The following is an 18595-nucleotide window of genomic DNA, read 5'->3' as shown; positions in this document are numbered from 1 at the left end:
CTCGAATGAGCCGTCCGGAACTGGTGCTGGCCTCGGCCAGCCCGCGCCGCATCGAACTGCTGGCGCTGGTCGGGATCACGCCCGACCGGGTCGATCCCGCCGACATCGACGAAACGCCGCTGAAGGACGAGACCCCGTCGCGTCTCGCCGCGCGGCTGGCTGTGTCGAAGGCCGAGGCCGTGGCGGCCGGGGCGCCGGACGCCGTGGTGCTGGCGGCCGACACCGTCGTGGCCGTGGGCCGCCGGCTGCTGGAAAAGGCCGCCGACGAGGCCGAGGCGACGCGGTTCCTGAAACTTCTGTCGGGCCGCAACCACCGGGTCTTCACCGGGGTGGCCGTGACGGCCGGCGGGCGGACCACCCGCCGCGTCGTCGACACCCGCGTCAGCTTCAAGGTCCTGTCCGACCCCGAGATCGCCGCCTATGTGGCCTCGGGCGAATGGCGGGGCAAGGCGGGCGGCTACGGCATCCAGGGCCGGGCGGGGGCCTTCGTCACCCGGCTGGTCGGCAGCTATCCGGCGGTCATGGGCCTGCCGCTGTTCGAGACGGTCAATCTGCTGAACGGCGCGGGCTGGCGGCCGTGAGCCTGGAGGTCTTCCTCGACGACACGCCCGGCGAGGTCCGGGGCGTGGTCGTTCGGGACGGCCGGTTCGAACATCTGCTGATCCAGCGCGAGGATGACGTGGCCGAGCATCGTCTCGGCGCGCGCTGCGTCGGCCGAATCGCCGAGGTTCACCCGGGGCTGAAGGGCGCCTTCGTCGATCTGGGGCCGACCGTGCACGGCTTCCTGCCGTTCCGCGGGCAGGACCGGCTGGCGGTCGGCCGGAAGGTCGAGGTCGAGGTCACGGCCGAGCCGCGCGAGGGCAAGGGACCTACCCTGCGCCTGATCGGGGCGGGGGAGGGCGGGCCGCGTCTGCTCGCGCCCGGCCCGACGGTGGCCGAGACCCTGGCCCGGCTGGCGCCCGGCGTCGAACGCGTCACGGGCCTCAAAGCCATTCAGGCCGGTTGGGACGCTGAGGAAGAGGCGGGCTGGCCCGGCGAACTGTTCCCCGACACGGGCCTGGACCTGAGGGTCGAGCGCACCCGGGCCCTGATCGCGGTCGATCTGGACCTGGCCCCCGCGCCGGGGGTGTCGTTCGGCGCGGCCGCGAGGACCCGGGCGAATCGGCAGGGCCTGCACGCCGCGGCCCGCCTGATCCGGCTGAAAGGCTGGGGCGGCCTCGTGGCGATCGACCTGATCGGAACGGGCCAGGACGGCGACGTCGTCATGGCGGCGGCAAAGCAGGCGTTCGGCGGCGATCCCGAGGTCGTCTTCGGGCCCGTCAACCGGTTCGGCGTGCTGCAGCTGGCCCTGCCGTGGCGGCGGACGCCGCTGGAAGAGATTCTGAACGGCCCTGACCGGCGCAGACGGCCCGGGCAGCGGGCCCAAGACATCGTGCGGAGCCTGCGCCACAGCCTGCTGTCCGACACCACGATCGCCCGGATCGGACTGCGCTGCGCTCCGGACGAGGCGGCCCTCGCCGGACCTCTGGTGGCGCGACTGGGGCCGAGAGCCCATCTCATCGCTGATCCGGCGGTCGCGCCGGGCGCTTTCATCCGCGAAGAGGGCTGACCATGGCGACCTGTCCCATCTGCCGCCGCAAGCCGGTGGTCGAGGCCTACAAGCCCTTCTGTTCCAAGCGTTGCGCCGACGTCGATCTGCAGCGCTGGTTCAGCGGCGGCTATGTCATTCCCGAGACCGGCGACGAGGCGCTTTCCGAAGAGCGCGACGAAGACTGATCAGACGGCTGGACACCCCCGGACCGCTCGCCTATAGACGCCGCCTCCGCGCCGCGACGCGTGCGCCTGGGTAGCTCAGTTGGTAGAGCAGCGGATTGAAAATCCGCGTGTCGGTGGTTCGAATCCGCCCCCAGGCACCATCGCCTTTTCCCGATCGGGGAAAGCGGCGCGGTCCCATCATCAAAATGTCGCTTTCCGCCCGAATCTTTGGCTTCGGGTCTGTCGGCTCCCTTGCGAGGGGAAAAGCACCGTCCCGCACTTGACGCTCTGGTATGCGTTCGCCAAAGGAGCTTGACCGCGTTCCTTTGCGGGCAGTTGACGGGGGTGGGGAAAACGGTTCCCCAAGACCGTCGGCGCCGTGCCGGAAGCCACCAGGCAACCGGAAGCGTCAAAAGGCGTTCCAAGGATCGGGGGATTTCCTCCCGCATCGGCGGACCAGAATTTCATCGAGGGCGGTCGTCGTCTGCGGCCGTTTCTTTTGGGTTCCACAAGTCAGACCAAACAGCAGGAACTGGCGAACTATGTTCGATATCAAGAAGACCAACATCCTCCTGGCTATGGCCGCCGCCGGCGTCCTTATGGCCGGCACGCCGGTTCTCGCGCAGGATGCCCCCGCCCCCGCCGCCGATCCGGCCGCTGCAGCAACCGCTCCGGCCGCCGCCCCGGCCGCTGAAGCCGCCGCTCCCGCGGCCGACCCCGCAGAGCCCGCCGTCGTCGGTGGTGAAAACCACGGCAAGATGACGCCGGCCAGCATGTTCATGGACGCCGACCCGGTCGTTAAGACCGTCATGATCGGCCTCGTCCTCGCCTCGATCTTCACCTGGGTTCTGCTGCTCATCAAAATCTTCGAGTTCGGCTCGCTGAACCGCCGCACCGACCAGTTCCTGGAATCCTTCCGCCAGGCCCGCACCATCGCCGACATGCGTCGCGTGGCGACCGCGGACGAGTTCGACGGCAACCCGCTGGCAGACATGGCCGCCGCGGCGACCGACGAAATCGAACTGTCGCGTCAAGCAGGTCTCTCGGTGACCGGCGATCACGCCGACTCGGCCCTGATGCGCGCCCAGCAAGCCGTCGCCGCCGTTCAGGCCGGTCTGGCCAAGCGTCTCTCGGGCGGCCAGCAGTTCATGGCTTCCGTCGGTTCGACCGGTCCGTTCATCGGTCTGTTCGGCACCGTTTACGGGATCATGAACTCCTTCATCGGCATCGCGAACACCAACACGACCAACCTGGCCGTCGTCGCCCCCGGTATCGCCGAGGCGCTGCTGGCCACCGGCATCGGCCTGTTCGCCGCTATCCCGGCGGTTATCTTCTACAACTACTTCAACACCCGCATCTCGGCGTACGGCACCCGTTCGGACGGCTTCTCGGCTGAGCTGACCAACGCCATCTCGCGTAACCTCGACAAGGGAGCGTAAGCTCGATGGCCGCCAAACTTTCCGGCGGCGGCGGCGGCAAATACACCGTTGAGCAGAACAGCGAGATCAATGTCACGCCCTTCGTGGACATCATGCTGGTTCTGCTCATCATCTTCATGGTCGCGGCCCCTCTCGCCGCACCATCCGTTGAGGTGAAACTGCCGCGTGCCGTTGCTCCGCTACAGGCTAATCCGCCGACGCCGATCTATATTTCGATCCAAAGCAACGGTCGGTCCTTCCTCGGCGATTCTCCTGTTGAGCTGGACCAGATCGGTTCGGAGTTGACGGCTCAGATCGGCCGGCGAAATCCCGCCGACGAGCGTATCTTCATCCGGGCCGACAAGACGACCCGGTACGGCGATTTCATGCAGGTCATGAACTCGCTGCAGGACAACGGCTTCTACAGCGTTGCCCTGGTCGGTGAAGATACGGATGCTCAGTAGGAAACGGTGAGATCATGACAGACATCGAATATCACCGTTCCAGATACGACGCGCCGAAAGCCAAGGGTTTGTTCGGGGTTCCCCCGGGTGTGCTCCTGGTCAGCGTTCTGGTGGTCAGCATCCTGTTCTCGATCCTGGCGATCTACTTCATCAACGCCACGTTCAAGTTGAAAGAGATCAACTACTCGGACGACTCGGTGGACGTGGAGCTGATCGAGCCGATCCCGCCGCCGCCGCCGCCGCCTCCGCCGCCTCCGCCGGACACGCCCCCGCCGCCCAAGCTGCAGGTGCGTCCCCCGGTCGTGGTTCCGAACGCGCCGCCGCCGCCGGTGACCCTGCCGATCGAGCCGACGAAGAAGGAAGACCGCGTCGAGTATCGCGGTCCCCCGGTCATCGTCCCCGGTCCGCCGCCGCCTCCGGCGCCTCCGGCTCCGCCGCGGCCGTCGGTCGTGACCAACCCGAGCTGGGGTCGCCAGGTGGTGCCGGAGTATCCGGAACGCGCGGCAGCCCGCGGCATCGAGGGCATCTCGACGGTTCGCGTCAGCTGCGCCCTGCAGCCGAACGGCAGCCTCGCGGATTGCCGGGTGGTTTCGGAAGATCCTCCGGGCATGGGCTTCGGCTCCGCCGCTCTCGCCGCCGCTCGCCGCTCGCGGGTGACGCCGGGTACGGTCGACGGCGCCGCCGTCGGCGCCCGGGTGGAGTGGAACGTCCGCTTCCGTCCGCCGCCGCCGGAGTAATCCGCCGGACAGTCAAAACGTCAGCGCCCCGGAGGTCCGCCTCCGGGGCGTTTTCGTCTGCGACGTGTCGATTATCGCAGCGGCTTGCTTGATCCGTCCCGGCGGGCCCGCTAGAACCCGCCCTCGCGTCGCCCCGTGCGGGCCTGCGCCGCCTTAGCTCAGTTGGTTAGAGCGCCGGTTTGTGGAACCGGAGGTCCTCAGTTCAAGCCTGAGAGGCGGTACCATCTCCTCCCTCCGCAGAGGCGTTTTCCGGCATGACCGACGCGCCCCCCGCCTGGGACCCCCGACAGTACAGCCGCTTCCAGGCCGAGCGCGATCGCGCCGCCCTCGATCTGCTGCTGCGCCTGCCCGGCGACCTCGATCCGCGCGAGATCTGGGACCTGGGCTGCGGCGCGGGCCAGCACGCGGCCATGCTGAAGCGGCGGCATCCCGCGGCGACGGTGCATGGACTGGATTCCAGCGCCGAGATGCTGGCGCAGGCGCGGGCGCTCGGCGCCGATGTCGACTGGCGTCAGGGCGATATCGCGACCTGGAGCCCCGAAGCGCCCGCCGACCTGATTCTGGCCAACGCCTCCCTGCACTGGCTGCCCGACCATCCGGCCCTGGCGCGACGGCTGGCGGAGACGCTGGCGCCCGGCGGCGTCTTGGCGATCCAGATGCCGATGGCGCACGAGACCCGGCATCATATGCTTTTGCGCGCCGTGGCCGCCGAGGGGCCTTGGGCCGCGACGCTCGCGGGGGTCGAAGCCATCGCCCCCCTGCTGTCGCCCGAGGCCTATTATGAGGTGCTGTCCGGGACCTGTGGCGAGATCGACGTCTGGACGACCACCTATCTGCACGCCCTGACCGGGCCCGATCCGGTGCTGGAGTGGATGAAGGGGACGGCGCTTCGCCCCTTCCTGGCGGCCCTGGGCGACCCCGCTATGCGCGAGGCGTTCGTTTCCGCCCTGGGCGCGCGGCTTTCCGAGGCGTTTCCGTCCCGTCCCGACAGGGTGACCCTGTTGCCGTTTCCGCGTCTGTTTCTGGTAGCGCGACGTCGCTGACCGAACGTCGCCGCCGCAGGCCGGTGACCGGACCGTCCAGTTTGGCGAGGCTTTCCGCGGCGGCGAGATAGCCGGCGGCGACGCCGGCGTCGAACCCCTTCCAGTCGCGGATGTCCAGCCCGTCGGGCGTCGGCTGGATAAGCAGGTCGGTGGCGGCGCGCGAGCTCTCGATGTCCGCGTCCGTGGTCAGGGTCGCCGAGCGCATCAGGATCGAGACGATGGGCGGCCCGCGCCGCCAGGCCCCGGTCACGATCAGCCGCCAGATCGACGGCGGATGCTCGATCAGGGCCGGGTCGACGCCGCGGGCCTCGGACATGTCGACGCCGATGATCGGGCCGCTGTGCATCTGGCGCATGACCTCGGTCGGCAGGTTCTTCAGCACGGCGCCGTCGACCAGCACCTGGCCGTCGATGACGATGGGCGGCAGCAGGCCCGGAATGGCGATGGAGGCGCGCATGGCTCTCCGCATCAGGCCGCGCCGGTGCACCTCGATCTTGCCGCTGGTCAGATTCGTGGAGACCGCGAAGAAGGGCCGGGACAGGTCGGCCAGATCGGTCTCGCCATAGGCTTCCAGCAGCAGGCGATCGACCTTGTGCGCCCGCGTCATGGCCAGCATGGGGAAGGCGAGGTCGGACAGCGGATCGCTCTCGACGAAGGATTTGTGGATGCGGGCTTCCAGCTCTTCCTGCGACCAGCCCATGGCCGGGCCGGCCGCGATCACCGCCCCCATCGACGAGCCGCCGACGAAATCGATCGGCACCTTCGCCTCATGCAGGGCCCTGAGCGCGCCGATGTGGGAATAGGCCCGCGCGCCCCCGCCCGACATGACCACCCCGACGGCTGTTCCGGTGATGACCCGGGCCATTCGATCGGCGTCGGCCTTGTCGCCGTCCACAGCCTGAAACCATCGGCCGGGCTGGATCGCGTCCAGCCAGACGGCGGTATTGGCCGGCCGGGCCATGCGCGGGTCGCGCAGCAGGATGAGGTCCGTCCGGCGCTGGGCGTCCAACACCCCCGCATACGGCATGGGCCGGTTCGGCGGAGCCATCACGCCATTGCCGACGACGAAGACCCGGTCGACCTGGCGCGCGCAGAGGGCGGCCCAGGCGGGCTCTTCCATCTCCGCGACATAGAGGACGAAGTCGTGGGAGTCCTCGACCCGGCTGAACCATTCGGCGGCCGAGGCCAGGGCGGAGTGGTCGATGACCTGGCAGGTGAAGCCGTCGGCCTCGATGGCGGCGGCGATGCGCTCGACGAAGGCGCGGATCGGGCGAGGCCGGGCCGAAATGAATCCGAACACGCTGGGCTCCCCGCCGCCCGAGCGCCGGTCGCGGGCGCGCTGGATCATCAGCCGGGACAGTTCGACCATCAGGTCCGGCTCGGTGCGGGCCGCCTCGAAGAAGGCGTCGCGCGGCAGGGCCAGGACCTCGCAGTCGCGCAGGGCGACCACATCGGCGGTGTGTTGGGTGCCGGCCAGCATGGCCATTTCGCCGGCGGGCTCCCCGGGCCGGATGACGCCGACGAACTGCGGCGGGCGATCCTCGCCGTGATCGCGGCGGAACACCCCCAGACGGCCGCTGCGCAGCAGATAGAGGGTGTCGGCGGCGTCGCACTCGGCGAACAGGGTCTCGCCGCCGGTCAGGGCGAACCAGCTGGCGCGCGTCGTCTTACCGCCCTCGAAGATTCGGTGCAGGGCGTCTTCCAGCCGGTCGGAACGGGGAGCGGACATGGGGGGACGTTAGCCGGAGTCGGGGAGAGTGATTAGTGGTTAGTGGCTAGTGGCTGGCCAGCGCCGGCGAGGGAGCGCGAACAGCGCCGTCCTTCCGCAAGCAGGGAAGCTGCAATCACCAACCACTGATCACCCCTACCAGGCCCCCATCTCACGGAGCCGCTTGGCCAGGTCCTCCGGCACCTCGCCCGCGTCCAGCGTCGACAGGTCCGGCGGCGCGTCCTTCGGCTCCAGATAGCGCCAGCCCTGGAAGGGGCGGCGGGCCTGGGGAGCGGTGCGGACGACGTCGGGCGACAGTTTGATGTGGCACATGCTGGCCTTGCCCTCGCCGCGGGTGGCGATGTCGAGGATGGGCATACGGCAGGTCACCGAGCCCTTCATCACCCAGTACAGGGAGCCGCCGTCCTCCAGCTCCGCCGCCCGTTTGGGCGTCATCCGGGTCTGGACGGTCAGCCACTCGCCCTTGGCCGCGCGACGTTCCAGCGTCTCGACCTTTGCGACGCCGACGCACAGTTTGATCATGTGGAGCGGCAACCGATCCTCTTTCCTGCAATCTGACCGCCGCCGCCCTGTTTCGCGGGCGAGCATTGTTCTCGGACAATGCGCGGAGCGGCGGACCCGTCCAACGATGATGAGCGCATTGCGGGAGATACATCATGTTCAAGGCGAATGTCGGCGGTCTGGATCGAATTCTCCGGGTTATCGTCGGGCTCGGCCTGATCGCGCTCGTCTTTGTCGGGCCGCAGACGCCATGGGGCTGGGTCGGGGCCGTGCCGCTGCTGACCGGCCTGTTCGGAACCTGCCCGCTCTACACCCTGCTGGGCATCAGGACCTGCCGTCGGCGATAGCGACGCGGACGGTCCGGCGCGAGAGACAAGGCGGGGCGACGCGGCTATTGAGTCGGTATGCGGCTCGTGTCGCGCAGGTTGATCGCGGGTGTCCCCCGGTGGGCGGTCCGGTGATGCTCTGCCGTGGCGAGCGCGGGAACGGACGGACGCGCCATGTACGGACTGATCGGCAGGATGACGGCCATACCCGGCCAACGCGACGCCCTGACCGCGATCCTGCTGGAGAGCCTTGGAACCATGCCGGGCTGCCTCAGCTATATCGTCGCCCATGATCCGGCGGACGACCATGCCATCTGGGTGACGGAGGTCTGGACCGACCAGGCGGCCCACCGCGCCTCGCTGCAGGTTCCCGAGGTCAAGGCCGCCATCGCCCGCGGCCTGCCGCTGATCGCCACCTTTGAGGATGCCCGGGCGACGGCGCCGATGGGCGGGATCGGGTTTCGCTGAGCGGGCCTCAGGCCTCGCCGGCCGTGACCGTGGCCAGCACCGCATCCGCCGACACCTGATCGCCGATCGACACGCTGATCTCGCCGACCACCCCGTCGAACGGGGCGACGAGGGCGTGTTCCATCTTCATGGCTTCCAGCACGACGACGGGCTGGCCCTTGGTCACCGCGTCTCCGGGTTTGGCGGGCGTGGCGACGATCTTGCCGGGCATGGGCGCGCGGAGGGCGCCGTCTGAGGCGGGGCCGGAACCCGAACCGCCTCCCGCCCGGCCGAAGGCGCTGACGTCGAAGGCCGAGCCATTCTCGAACGCGACCACCCGTGTGGCCGACAGGCCGATCAGGCGGGTCATCGGATGATCGTCATCCTCGAGCAATTCGGCGACGTGGGGCGCGCCGTCGACGCGGACGGACTGGGTCCGGCGATCGGGCGCATTGGCGCGGAAGCCGACAGCCCCGTCGAGATGGTCCCACGGCGATGCGGTCAGGTCCGCCCGTGCTGTTGATGCGAACTGGCGCAGCCTGTTGGCAGCGTCCTCAATCCCCATCTCCGACAGCGGTTCGGCGGCGAGATCGCTCTCTTCGGCGGCGATGAAGCCCGTGTCGACGTCGCCGGCCACGAACCGGGGATGCTCGAGGCATTTCATGACGAAGGCGGCGTTGGTCCTGACCGGCCAGACCTCGACCTCCGCGCAGGCCCCGGCCAGCATATCGGCGGCCTCTTCCCGCGTTTCCGCGTCCACGATCAGCTTGGCGATCATCGGGTCGTAGAACTGGCTGACTTCGCCGCCCTGTTCGACGCCGGTGTCCACCCGAATGCCCTCGGGCATGACGAAATGTTCCAGCCTGCCGATGCTCGGCAGGAAGCCGTTGGCCGGATCCTCGGCGTAGAGGCGGGCCTCCATGGCCCAGCCGTTGAGCGGGATGTCGGCCTGTTTCAGCGGCATCGGCTCGCCGGCGGCGACGCGGAACTGCCATTCGACCAGATCGACGCCGGTGACCGCCTCCGTTACCGGGTGTTCGACCTGCAGCCGGGTGTTCATCTCCATGAACCAGATGCGGTCGGCCTTCAGCCCGTCGGAGGCGTCGGCGATGAATTCGATGGTGCCGGCGCCCTCGTAGTTCACGGCCCTGGCGGCGCGGACGGCGGCGTCAGTGACGGCCTTGCGGGTGGCGGCGTCCATGCCGGGGGCCGGGGCCTCCTCGATCACCTTCTGGTGGCGGCGCTGGAGGGAGCAGTCGCGCTCATACAGGTGCACGACGGTTCCGTGCGCATCCCCGAACACCTGCACCTCGATATGGCGCGGGCGGGTGATGTATTTCTCGATCAGGACGCGCGGGTCGCCGAAAGAGGACTGGCCCTCGCGCTGGGCCGAGGCGAGGCCGTCGGCGAAGTCTTCGGCCCGATCGACCTTCTTCATCCCCTTGCCGCCGCCGCCGGCGACGGCCTTGATCAACACCGGATAGCCGATGGCGTCGGCCTCCTTCTGCAGGCGTTCCAGCGACTGGTCCTCGCCGAGATAGCCGGGGGTGACCGGGACGCCGGCCGCGATCATCAGGGTCTTGGCGGCGTCCTTCAGTCCCATGGCGCGGATCGACGCGGGCTTGGGGCCGATCCAGACGATGCCCGCTGCCGCGACCGCCTCGGCGAAGTCGGCGTTCTCGGACAGGAAGCCGTAGCCGGGGTGGATGGCCTCGGCGCCGGTGGCTTTGGCGGCGGCGAGGACTTTCGCGGCGTCGAGATAGGACTCGCGGGCGGGCGCGGGGCCGATCAGGACGGCTTCGTCAGCCTCGCGGACGTGCAGCGCCCTGGCGTCGGCCTCGGAATAGACGGCGATGGTCCGGATGCCCATGCGGCGGGCGGTGCGGAAGACGCGGCAGGCGATCTCGCCACGATTGGCGACCAGGACGGATTTGAACATTCCCGTTTCCTAGCCTGTCAGACCCAGAAAGACGACGCCCAAGAGGAAGGCCCCAAAGGCTACCGCCGTCAGCAGGCTGAGCACCAGGGTGCGCAGGATGGTCTGGACCCAACCGCTGCCGTAGGCGCCTCTCAGGTGGACGGCCACATGGACGGGGGCGACCAGAAGGATCAGCAGGTTCAGCGCAATCGCCCAGCCGCCCGTGAACAGGCTTGAAAAGGCCAGCAGCAGAGCCACGAACCCGAGGCCGTAAAGGGACACGACCGCGTGGTGATAGAGGCTGAACCGCCGTCGCCACGCATACATCAGCCACAGGATGGAGACCGAGATGGGCACGGTCACGAACGACAATTTGTAGGCCAGGGCCTCCATCTTGTAGCCGTAGTACTGCGGGTTCTTCGAAAGCTTGGCCACCATGTGGACCAGAGTCGCCACGGGCGGCGCCAACTCCTGCCCGCCGGTGATGGCCTCGAGGTCGTCCGGCTCGATCTCCGTCCGGGTCCCGTCGGGATTGTCCATCCACAGGGCGGTATTGTTTGCGGCCTCGGCCGGGGTATCGCCGAAATTGAACAAATGCCTGCCCGTGAAGTTCGGGATCAGGAACAGCAGGAAGACGGCGAACAGGAACAGGTGCAGCGGCGCGACATAGCGCACCCGCCGGCCCGCCATCCATTCACGGCTCAGCCGACCCGGCTTCAGCGCCAGCAGGGGCAGGGTCCGCCACAGCCGGCCGTCGAAATGGGCGATGCCTTCGGCGAACTCCTCGACGAGATGGCTCAGCTTGTCGTGCAGATGCGCCTTCTGCCCGCAGGCATGGCAGAAGGCGCCCGCGAGCGGGGTTTCGCAGTTGGCGCACGGCGGGGCCTTGGGTCTGGCCTTGCGCACCCGTTTCGGTTTGGTCTCCACCGCAGCCCCCGCCGCCATAGTCTATTGGGTCCAGGCCGGCTTGCGCTTGTCGAGGAAGGCGCGCACCCCCTCCTGGCCCTCGGGCGAGACGCGGGCGCGGGCGATGCGTTTGGCGGTCTCTTCCATCAGGGCGTGGTCGATGCGGTGGCCGGCGACGTGGTTGACCAGCCGCTTGGCCTCGCCGACGGCTCCGGGGGCGCAGGCCTTCATGCTGGAGGCGAGGCCGGCGATGAAGCCGTCGATCTCGGCGGCGCTGTCCAGCACCTGGCCGATCAGGCCGAAGCCCCTGGCCGCGTCGGCGTCGAACAGGTCGGCGGTCATGAACAGGGCGCGCGCGGTGCGGGCCCCGACGGCCTCGACGACATAGGGGGCGATGGTCCCGGGGATGAGGCCCAGCTTGACCTCGGAGAAGGCGAATTTGGCGCCCCTGACGGCCACCGCCATGTCGCAGGCGGCCACGAGGCCGGCGCCGCCGCCCATGGCCGCGCCCTCGACGATGGCCACGGTCAGGGCCGGGACGTCGTGCAGGGCCTTGAGCATCTTCGCCAGGCCCATGGCGTCGTCTCGGTTGTCGCTCTCGGACCAGCGGGCGGCGTCGGCCATCCAGCTGAGGTCGGCGCCCGCGCTGAAGGTTCCGCCCGCGCCGCGGATGAACACCACCCGCACATGGTCGGCGCCCTGCAGGGTCTCGAACGCCTCATAGAGGGCGGCGATGGTGGGGGCGTCGAAGGCGTTGCGCTTGTCCGGCCGGTTGATGGTGACGAAGACCACGCCGTCGGCGGTGGAATCGATCTGCACCAGGTCGTCGTTGGCGTCGGGGGCCGGGTCGGCCAGCAGCGGATGGGCGATGGCGTTGATCTCGGCGGCCTCGGCCGGCGTGATGTCCAGGGCGTTGAGCTCGGCTTCGGTCGGATTGGTCATGGTCGGTCCCTGTGCGGCTGCCCGTATGTAACGCATCGCCCGCCAAATGGGAGTGCGCGAGATCAAGGACCGGGGTTATCTTGACTCAACGCCGGGGCGGGCCTTGATGGCGGCAGACACGGACCAGGGGCCCGCCCCGGAGCGGGATCGCCGCATGACCCAGCCATCCGAACCACGATCCCGCAAGCCGGCCCGGCTGACCGCCGCCAAGACGCGGCTGGCGGCCGAGATCCGCGACCAGCTCAGGGCCCAGGGCGGGGCGGCGCACCGCGACGTGATCATCGCCCGCATCCTCGCCCGCAAGGGCGTCAGGGGTCCGGCCGCCGACCGCACCCGCCGGGCCCTGCTGTCGGCCTTCGAACTGCACGCCCATCCGGAGCCGGACAGTCCGGCGCCGCATCTGTTCGACCTGCCGTTCGGACCGGAGTCCTACCGCTGGGCCCTGGATGAGCGGGCGGGGCGCCGGAGCCAGGCCGATGGCGACCACCGCGACTGACCGCATCCGGCGGACGAGCGTGGCGAGCGTGCACGTCCACTACGTCGCCAAGGCCGAACGGAAGGGCCGAACGCGGGCCGAGGTGGATCAGGTGATCCGATGGCTGACGGGCTATTCGCAGGATCAGCTGGAGGCGCTGCTGGCGGCGAAGACCGACTTCGAAACCTTCTTCGCCGGGGCGCCGGCCATGAACCCGAACCGCTTCCTGATCACCGGGATGATCTGCGGCTACCGGGTCGAGGAGATCGAGGACCCGTTCATGCGGGAGATCCGTCACCTTGATAAGCTGGTCGACGAACTGGCGAAGGGGAAGGCGATGGAGAAGGTGCTGCGCGGAAGCTGACCGCTCCTTGTCATCCCGGAAAGCGCGCAGCGCTTATCCGGGACGAGGTTCGCTGGTCTTATGAGCGCTCCCGGAAATCGCCTGCGATTGTCCGGGAGACAGGCGGCCAATGCGCTGAACAGACCTGTGGCCCGGATAACTGCTGGCGCAGCTTCCGGGCCGATCTCCTTTTTCGCCGAAGCCGTCCCGGATCGCCGCTGCGCGATGTCCGGGATGACAAGGCGCTACATCCTGAACACGCCGAAGGTCGTCTCCGGGATCGGGGCGTTCAGCGAGGCGCTGATCGCCAGGCCCAGCACGTCGCGCGTCTGCACCGGGTCGATGATCCCGTCGTCCCAGAGGCGGGCGGTGGCGTGATAGGGATTGCCCTCGTCCTCGTATTTCTGCCGGATCGGGGCCTTGAAGGCCTCGGCCTCCTCCGGGGTCCAGCTGTCGGCGTCGCGGTGGACGGTGGCCAGGACGGCGGCGGCCTGTTCGCCGCCCATGACGCTGATCCGGCTGTTGGGCCAGGTGAACAGGAAGCGGGGCCCGAAGGCGCGGCCGCACATGCCGTAGTTTCCGGCCCCGAAGCTGCCGCCGATCAGGACGGTGAATTTGGGAACCTCGGCCGAGGAGACGGCGGTGACCAGTTTGGCGCCGTTCTTGGCGATGCCCTCGGCCTCGTATTTGCCGCCGACCATGAAGCCCGAGATGTTCTGCAGGAAGACCAGCGGGATCTTCCGCTTGCAGGCCAGTTCGATGAAGTGGGCGCCCTTGACCGCGCTCTCCGAGAACAGCACGCCGTTGTTGGCGAGGATGGCGACGGGATAGCCCCAGATGCGGGCGAAGCCGCAGACCAGGGTCGTGCCGTACAGGGCCTTGAACTCGTCGAAGTCGGAGCCGTCGACGACGCGGGCGATGACCTCGCGCACGTCGTAGGGGGCGCGGACGTCGTCGGGGATCAGGCCGTACAGCTCATCGGCGTCATAGGCCGGGGCGCGGGGTTCGCGCACGTCCAGCTCGACCGACTTCACCGTGTTCAGGCTGTCGACGATGGTGCGGACGATCTCCAGCGCGTGCTCGTCGTTCTCGGCGACATAGTCGACCACGCCGGACTTTCGGCCGTGGGTCTCCGAGCCGCCCAGGTCCTCGGCCGAGATGACCTCGCCCGTGGCGGCCTTCACCAGGGGCGGGCCGGCCAGGAAGATGGTGCCCTGGTTGCGGACGATGACGCTCTCGTCCGACATGGCCGGGACATAGGCGCCGCCGGCGGTGCAGCTGCCCATGACGCAGGCGATCTGGGGAATGGCCTTGGCCGACATCCGGGCCTGGTTGAAGAAGATGCGGCCGAAATGGTCGCGGTCGGGGAAGACCTCGGCCTGGTGCGGCAGGTTGGCGCCGCCGGAATCGACCAGATAGACGCAGGGCAGGCGGTTCTGCTCGGCGATCTCCTGGGCCCGCAGGTGCTTCTTCACCGTCATGGGGAAATAGGCGCCGCCCTTCACCGTCGGATCGTTGGCGACGATCATGACCTCGCGGCCCGAGACCCGGCCGATGCCGCAGATCATGCCGGCGCCGGGGGCGCCGTCGCCGTACATGCCGTCGGCGGCCAGCTGGCCGATCTCAAGAAAGGGCGAACCGGGGTCCAGCAGCCGCTCGACCCGGTCGCGGGGCAGCAGCTTGCCCCGCGAGACGTGCCGGTCGCGGCTGGCGTCGGAGCCGCCGCGGGCGGCTTTCGCGACCTTGGCGTGAAGCTCGTCGCGGAGGGCCCGGTTGTGGGCGTCCAGCGCCTTGAAGGCGGGGCTGTGCGGGTCGATGGCGGACGTCAGCTTGGGCATGGGGCTGGTTTAGGGCGGTTCATGGCGGTGGGGAAGCGGGTACGAGCAGTCTCCGTCCCCCTCCGGGGGAGGGTCATCGATGCTCCGCATCGATGGGGTGGGGACGCTTCAGCGAGGCAGACACCGGCGCTCCCGTCGCCCAGCCCTCCCCACCCGGTCGCTGCGCGACCACCCTCCCCCGGAAGGGGAGGGAAAGCTGTGCTTATGTCACCACGAAGCAAATCCAGTTGACCCCGACCGTTCCCCATGGCCTGTCGCGCCTCCCATGATCGGCCTCAGCCTGAAGACCCGCGCCACCCTGAAAGACCTGCTGCATCTCGCGTGGCCGGTGGTGCTGGCGCGCGTCGGCATCATGACCATGGGCCTGACCGATGTGATCGTGGTCGGCAACTGGTCGGGGCTGGAGCTGGCCTTCAGTTCCCTGGCCCTGGCGCCGACGTCGATCATCATCACCACCGCCGTGGGCCTGATGATGGGGGTGCAGGTCATGACCGCACGCCTGCTGGGCGAGGGCCGGCGCGACGAGGTCGGGGGCGTGCTGCGGCGCGGGGTGACCTATTCGCTCCAGCTGGGTTTCGCCTCGATGTTCGGCCTGATCCTGCTCGGACCTTGGGCGCTTCAGCACATGGGGCTGGCCGACGGCCTGGCCGAGGGCGCCTCGCCGGTGCTGGTGGTCTTCGCCCTGTCCATGCCCGGCTATCTGGTCAGCGTGGCGGCGCAGTTCTTCCTGGAGGCCATGCACCGGCCGCGCGCCGGCATGTGGGCGATGTGGATCGCCAACGGCCTCAATCTGGCGCTCAACCTGCTGCTGGTGCCCGACATCCTGGGGATCGGCATCGACGGAGCGGTCGCCTCGGCCTGGGCCACCTTCGTGGCCCGGACCTCGCTGGCGGTGTTCCTGATCGTCTATATCGTCCGCCTGCCCGAGGCGCGGGCGTTGGGCGTGTTCAACCGGCCGAAGCGCGACCTGACCGCCGAGCGCGAGCAGCGCAAGATCGGCTACGGCGCCGGCTCCAGCTATTTCATCGAGGTCGGGGCCTTCGCCGCCATGACCTTCATCGCCGGCCAGCTGGGGGCGATCGAGACCTCGGCCTGGGCCATCGTGCTCAATGTCTCGGCCATGGTCTTCATGCTGCCGATGGGTCTGTCGGCGGCGACCGCGGTGCTGGTCGGGCGCGCCTATGGGGCGAGGGATGGGCGTGGGGTGATGCGCGCCGGCCTTGTCGGGATCGGGGTGGTGACCGCCCTGACGCTGACGGTGGCCCTGCTGGTCTGGCCGGGCGCGCCGCTGATCGCCAGCGCCTACAACCGCGATCCGGAGCTGCTGGCGGTGGTCATTCCGGCGCTGGTGCTGACGACCCTGTTCTTCGTCGCCGACGGCATCCAGGTGGTCTCGGCCTCGGCCAACCGCGCCGCGGGCGACGTCTGGTGGCCGACCATCATGCATTTCCTGTCCTACAGCGTAGTGATGATGCCGCTGGGCTGGTGGTGGGCGCATGAGATCGGCGTCAACGGCCTGGTCTGGGCCATCATCGTCGCCAGCCTGGTGTCGTCCGTACTGCTGACGGGGCGGTTCGTGCGGGTGGCGCGGCGGCTGCCGCAGAGTGGCTAGTGGTTAGTGATTGCAGCGTGACGAGCGCGCGCCGTCACCGGTGAACAGGTCCTTTTGGCCGGGAAATGACGAGCAACAGTTGCGGCATGCGCAATCACTGGCCACTAACCACTAGCCACCAATCACTCTCTTCAGCCCCCGGCCTCCATGTCCCGCATCCTCATCACCTCGGCCCTGCCGTACATCAACGGCATCAAGCATCTGGGGAATCTGGCGGGTTCGATGCTGCCCGCGGATGTCTACGCCCGGTTCAAGCGCGCCCAGGGCCATGAGGTCCTCTACATCTGCGCCACCGACGAGCACGGCACCCCGGCCGAGCTGGCCGCCGCCGCCGCCGGTCAGGACGTGCGCACCTATTGCGACGAGCAGCACGAGGTCCAGAAGGCGGCGGGGCAGGCCTTCGGCCTCAGCTACGACTGGTTCGGCCGGTCGTCGAACGCGCCGAACCACCGCCTGACCCAGCATTTCGCCGACGTCCTCGAGAAGAACGGCCTGATCGAGGAGCGGGTCGACCGGATGATCTATTCCGTCGACGACGCCCGCTTCCTGCCCGACCGTTATGTCGAGGGCACCTGTCCGCACTGCGGCCATGTCGGCGCGCGCGGCGACCAGTGCGACAACTGCGGGCGGCTGCTGGACCCGACCGACCTGATCGAGCCCTATTCGGCGGTGTCGGGCTCGCGCAATCTCGAGGTCCGGGACACGCGGCACCTGTATCTGCTGCAGACGAAGCTGGCCGACCGGATCCGGGCCTGGATCAATTCGAAGACCGACTGGCAGACGCTGGCCAAGTCGATCGCCCTGAAACACCTCGACGAGGGGCTGATCGACCGCGGCATCACCCGCGACCTGAAATGGGGCGTGCCGGTGGTCGGTCCCGACGGCGGGCCGCGGCCCGGCATGGAGGGCAAGGTCTTCTACGTCTGGTTCGACGCCCCGATCGAATACATCGGCGCGACCGAGGAATGGGCCGACGCGACCGGTCGCACCTGGCGCGACTGGTGGCGGACCGACGAGGGGGCGGACGACGTCCGCTACGTCCAGTTCATGGGCAAGGACAATGTCGCCTTCCACACCGTCAGCTTCCCGGCCACCATCCTCGGCTCGGGCGAGCCGTGGAAGACCGTCGACACGCTGAAGGCCTTCAACTGGCTGAACTGGTACGGCGGCAAATTCTCGACCAGCCAGAAGCGCGGCGTCTTCATGGACCAGGCGCTGGAGCTGCTGCCCGCCGACTACTGGCGCTGGCACCTGACGGCCTATGGGCCCGAGCATTCGGACGCGGCCTTCACCTGGGAGCAGTTCCAGTCGACGACCAACAAGGACCTGGCCGATGTGCTGGGCAATTTCGTCAACCGGATCGTCAAATTCGCCGAGAGTAAATTCGGCGGCGTCGTGCCGGATGCGGGCGAACCCGGCCCGCTGGAGGCGAAGCTGGAGGCCGACCTGCGCGCCGGCATCGCCGAGGCCACAGCCCAGTTCGAGGCCATGGAGTTCCGCAAGGCGGCCGTGGCCCTGCGCGCCGTCTGGGTGCTGGGCAATGAATATCTGCAGGAGGCGGCGCCCTGGACGGCCTTCAAGACCGATGTGGACCGCGCCGCCGTCGGCGTGCGCACCGGCCTGAACCTCGTGGCCCTGTTCGCCCGCCTGGCCGCGCCGGTGATGCCGGACTCGGCGGTGAAGATCGGTGCGGCGGTCGGCGCCACGGACCTGAGCTGGCCGACGGCGGACGAGCCCCTGCTCGACGCCCTGCCGCGCGGTCAGACCGTCGCGGCGGCGGGCGTGCTGTTCACCAAGATCGAGGAGAAGCAGGTGGCCGAATGGTCTGAACGCTTCGGCGGCGCGGACGCCTGACCATGGACCGGTCGGCCGCCTTCGTCAGGCTGCTGGCTGAGGATCAGGCCGAGGATCGTGCGGTGCTGGCGGGCGAGCCCGCCTATGTGGCCCTGCGCGAGCGGGACCGGGCGCGTCGTGAAGCGGTGATGGCCCTGCTGGCGGAAGGTTGGCCGGACGATGCGGACGCCCTTTATGCCGCCGCATGGGTTCTGAACCACGGCGATCTGACCGGGGAGGCGGCGCTGGGCAGCCGGCTTGCGGCGCGGGCCGCCGAGCTCGGACGGCCCGGCGCGCGCTGGCTGGCC

Annotated in this window: 19 protein-coding genes, 2 tRNA genes and 1 pseudogene; 16 read left to right on the top strand and 6 right to left on the bottom strand. The window is 69.0% G+C overall.

The window, feature by feature from the left end; all coding sequences use genetic code 11:
* Positions 1 to 5: 5 nt before the first annotated feature.
* The 9 genes and pseudogenes from QQJ79_RS09035 to QQJ79_RS08995 all read left to right on the top strand — a co-directional run.
* Positions 6 to 581 (top strand): Maf family protein, encoded by a 576-nt coding sequence (locus QQJ79_RS09035; protein ID WP_284222599.1) that lies wholly within the window; start codon positions 6 to 8, stop codon positions 579 to 581.
* On the top strand, positions 578 to 1609 hold the full coding sequence (locus QQJ79_RS09030; RefSeq protein ID WP_284222598.1) for a S1 domain-containing protein: 1032 nt from the start codon (positions 578 to 580) through the stop codon (positions 1607 to 1609). Before QQJ79_RS09035 ends, QQJ79_RS09030 begins: the two co-directional genes overlap by 4 nt.
* A 2-nt stretch (positions 1610 to 1611) precedes the next feature.
* The gene (locus QQJ79_RS09025; RefSeq protein WP_284222597.1) at positions 1612 to 1776 is read left to right on the top strand and encodes a DNA gyrase inhibitor YacG; all 165 of its coding nucleotides are present in this window, start codon (positions 1612 to 1614) and stop codon (positions 1774 to 1776) included.
* Positions 1777 to 1840: 64 nt separating this feature from the next.
* Positions 1841 to 1916: transfer RNA gene (locus QQJ79_RS09020), tRNA-Phe, on the top strand.
* Between the two features lie 381 nt (positions 1917 to 2297).
* Positions 2298 to 3194 (top strand): tonB-system energizer ExbB, encoded by an 897-nt coding sequence (gene exbB / locus QQJ79_RS09015; protein ID WP_284222596.1) that lies wholly within the window; start codon positions 2298 to 2300, stop codon positions 3192 to 3194.
* 5 nt (positions 3195 to 3199) lie between these two features.
* Positions 3200 to 3637 (top strand): biopolymer transporter ExbD, encoded by a 438-nt coding sequence (locus tag QQJ79_RS09010; RefSeq protein ID WP_284222595.1) that lies wholly within the window; start codon positions 3200 to 3202, stop codon positions 3635 to 3637.
* Positions 3638 to 3651: 14 nt separating this feature from the next.
* On the top strand, positions 3652 to 4374 hold the full coding sequence (locus QQJ79_RS09005; protein WP_284222594.1) for a TonB family protein: 723 nt from the start codon (positions 3652 to 3654) through the stop codon (positions 4372 to 4374).
* A 147-nt stretch (positions 4375 to 4521) separates the two neighbouring features.
* Positions 4522 to 4598, top strand: a tRNA-His gene (locus QQJ79_RS09000).
* A 30-nt stretch (positions 4599 to 4628) separates the two neighbouring features.
* A pseudogene (locus QQJ79_RS08995) lies at positions 4629 to 5051 on the top strand (class I SAM-dependent methyltransferase); the annotation flags it as partial.
* Positions 5052 to 5295: 244 nt separating this feature from the next.
* On the opposite strand, the gene QQJ79_RS08990 reads toward QQJ79_RS08995, so the two are convergent.
* Both QQJ79_RS08990 and QQJ79_RS08985 read right to left on the bottom strand, forming a co-directional pair.
* Positions 5296 to 7146 carry a patatin-like phospholipase family protein gene (locus QQJ79_RS08990; protein ID WP_284222593.1) on the bottom strand — a complete coding sequence of 617 codons (1851 nt, stop codon included), beginning with the start codon at positions 7144 to 7146 and terminating at the stop codon, positions 5296 to 5298.
* 135 nt (positions 7147 to 7281) lie between these two features.
* The gene (locus tag QQJ79_RS08985) at positions 7282 to 7680 is read right to left on the bottom strand and encodes a DUF1489 domain-containing protein (protein ID WP_431307586.1); all 399 of its coding nucleotides are present in this window, start codon (positions 7678 to 7680) and stop codon (positions 7282 to 7284) included.
* A gap of 122 nt (positions 7681 to 7802) precedes the next feature.
* Here QQJ79_RS08985 and QQJ79_RS08980 point away from each other — a divergent pair, with 122 nt between their 5' ends.
* The gene (locus tag QQJ79_RS08980) at positions 7803 to 7994 is read left to right on the top strand and encodes a YgaP family membrane protein (protein ID WP_284222591.1); all 192 of its coding nucleotides are present in this window, start codon (positions 7803 to 7805) and stop codon (positions 7992 to 7994) included.
* 153 nt (positions 7995 to 8147) lie between these two features.
* Positions 8148 to 8441 (top strand): putative quinol monooxygenase, encoded by a 294-nt coding sequence (locus QQJ79_RS08975; RefSeq protein WP_284222590.1) that lies wholly within the window; start codon positions 8148 to 8150, stop codon positions 8439 to 8441.
* A 7-nt stretch (positions 8442 to 8448) separates the two neighbouring features.
* Here the strand turns inward: QQJ79_RS08975 and QQJ79_RS08970 are convergent, their stop codons facing one another.
* The 3 genes from QQJ79_RS08970 to QQJ79_RS08960 are packed head-to-tail and all read right to left on the bottom strand — an operon-like array spanning position 8449 to position 12186.
* Positions 8449 to 10359, bottom strand: coding sequence for an acetyl/propionyl/methylcrotonyl-CoA carboxylase subunit alpha (locus QQJ79_RS08970; protein WP_284222589.1), 1911 nt, complete (start codon positions 10357 to 10359; stop codon positions 8449 to 8451).
* 9 nt (positions 10360 to 10368) lie between these two features.
* Complete coding sequence (locus QQJ79_RS08965; protein ID WP_284222588.1) at positions 10369 to 11265, bottom strand: DUF3667 domain-containing protein; 897 nt, start codon at positions 11263 to 11265, stop codon at positions 10369 to 10371.
* Positions 11266 to 11286: 21 nt separating this feature from the next.
* The gene (locus tag QQJ79_RS08960) at positions 11287 to 12186 is read right to left on the bottom strand and encodes an enoyl-CoA hydratase-related protein (RefSeq protein ID WP_284222587.1); all 900 of its coding nucleotides are present in this window, start codon (positions 12184 to 12186) and stop codon (positions 11287 to 11289) included.
* 154 nt (positions 12187 to 12340) lie between these two features.
* Between QQJ79_RS08960 and QQJ79_RS08955 the strand changes: the two genes are divergently transcribed.
* Both QQJ79_RS08955 and QQJ79_RS08950 read left to right on the top strand, forming a co-directional pair.
* A complete protein-coding gene (locus QQJ79_RS08955; RefSeq protein WP_284222586.1) occupies positions 12341 to 12682 on the top strand; it encodes a hypothetical protein in 342 nt (113 codons plus the stop codon).
* Positions 12663 to 13025: a DUF2200 domain-containing protein gene (locus QQJ79_RS08950; protein ID WP_284222585.1), complete on the top strand. Its 363-nt coding sequence runs from the start codon at positions 12663 to 12665 to the stop codon at positions 13023 to 13025. The genes QQJ79_RS08955 and QQJ79_RS08950 overlap by 20 nt, the downstream gene beginning before the upstream one ends.
* Positions 13026 to 13249: 224 nt before the next feature.
* Here the strand turns inward: QQJ79_RS08950 and QQJ79_RS08945 are convergent, their stop codons facing one another.
* Positions 13250 to 14842 (bottom strand): carboxyl transferase domain-containing protein, encoded by a 1593-nt coding sequence (locus QQJ79_RS08945; protein WP_284222584.1) that lies wholly within the window; start codon positions 14840 to 14842, stop codon positions 13250 to 13252.
* Positions 14843 to 15107: 265 nt separating this feature from the next.
* On the opposite strand from QQJ79_RS08945, the gene QQJ79_RS08940 reads away from it, so the two are divergent.
* The 3 genes from QQJ79_RS08940 to QQJ79_RS08930 all read left to right on the top strand — a co-directional run.
* The gene (locus QQJ79_RS08940; protein ID WP_284222583.1) at positions 15108 to 16454 is read left to right on the top strand and encodes an MATE family efflux transporter; all 1347 of its coding nucleotides are present in this window, start codon (positions 15108 to 15110) and stop codon (positions 16452 to 16454) included.
* A gap of 147 nt (positions 16455 to 16601) precedes the next feature.
* On the top strand, positions 16602 to 18308 hold the full coding sequence (metG, locus tag QQJ79_RS08935; protein ID WP_284222582.1) for a methionine--tRNA ligase: 1707 nt from the start codon (positions 16602 to 16604) through the stop codon (positions 18306 to 18308).
* Positions 18309 to 18310: 2 nt separating this feature from the next.
* The coding region (locus QQJ79_RS08930) for a hypothetical protein (RefSeq protein ID WP_431307585.1) at positions 18311 to 18595 on the top strand (285 nt) is incomplete at its 3' end.

The sequence above is a fragment of the Brevundimonas denitrificans genome, from assembly GCF_030160755.1.
Lineage (GTDB): Bacteria > Pseudomonadota > Alphaproteobacteria > Caulobacterales > Caulobacteraceae > Brevundimonas > Brevundimonas denitrificans.
This window is presented reverse-complemented; position numbering and strand designations above follow the sequence as displayed.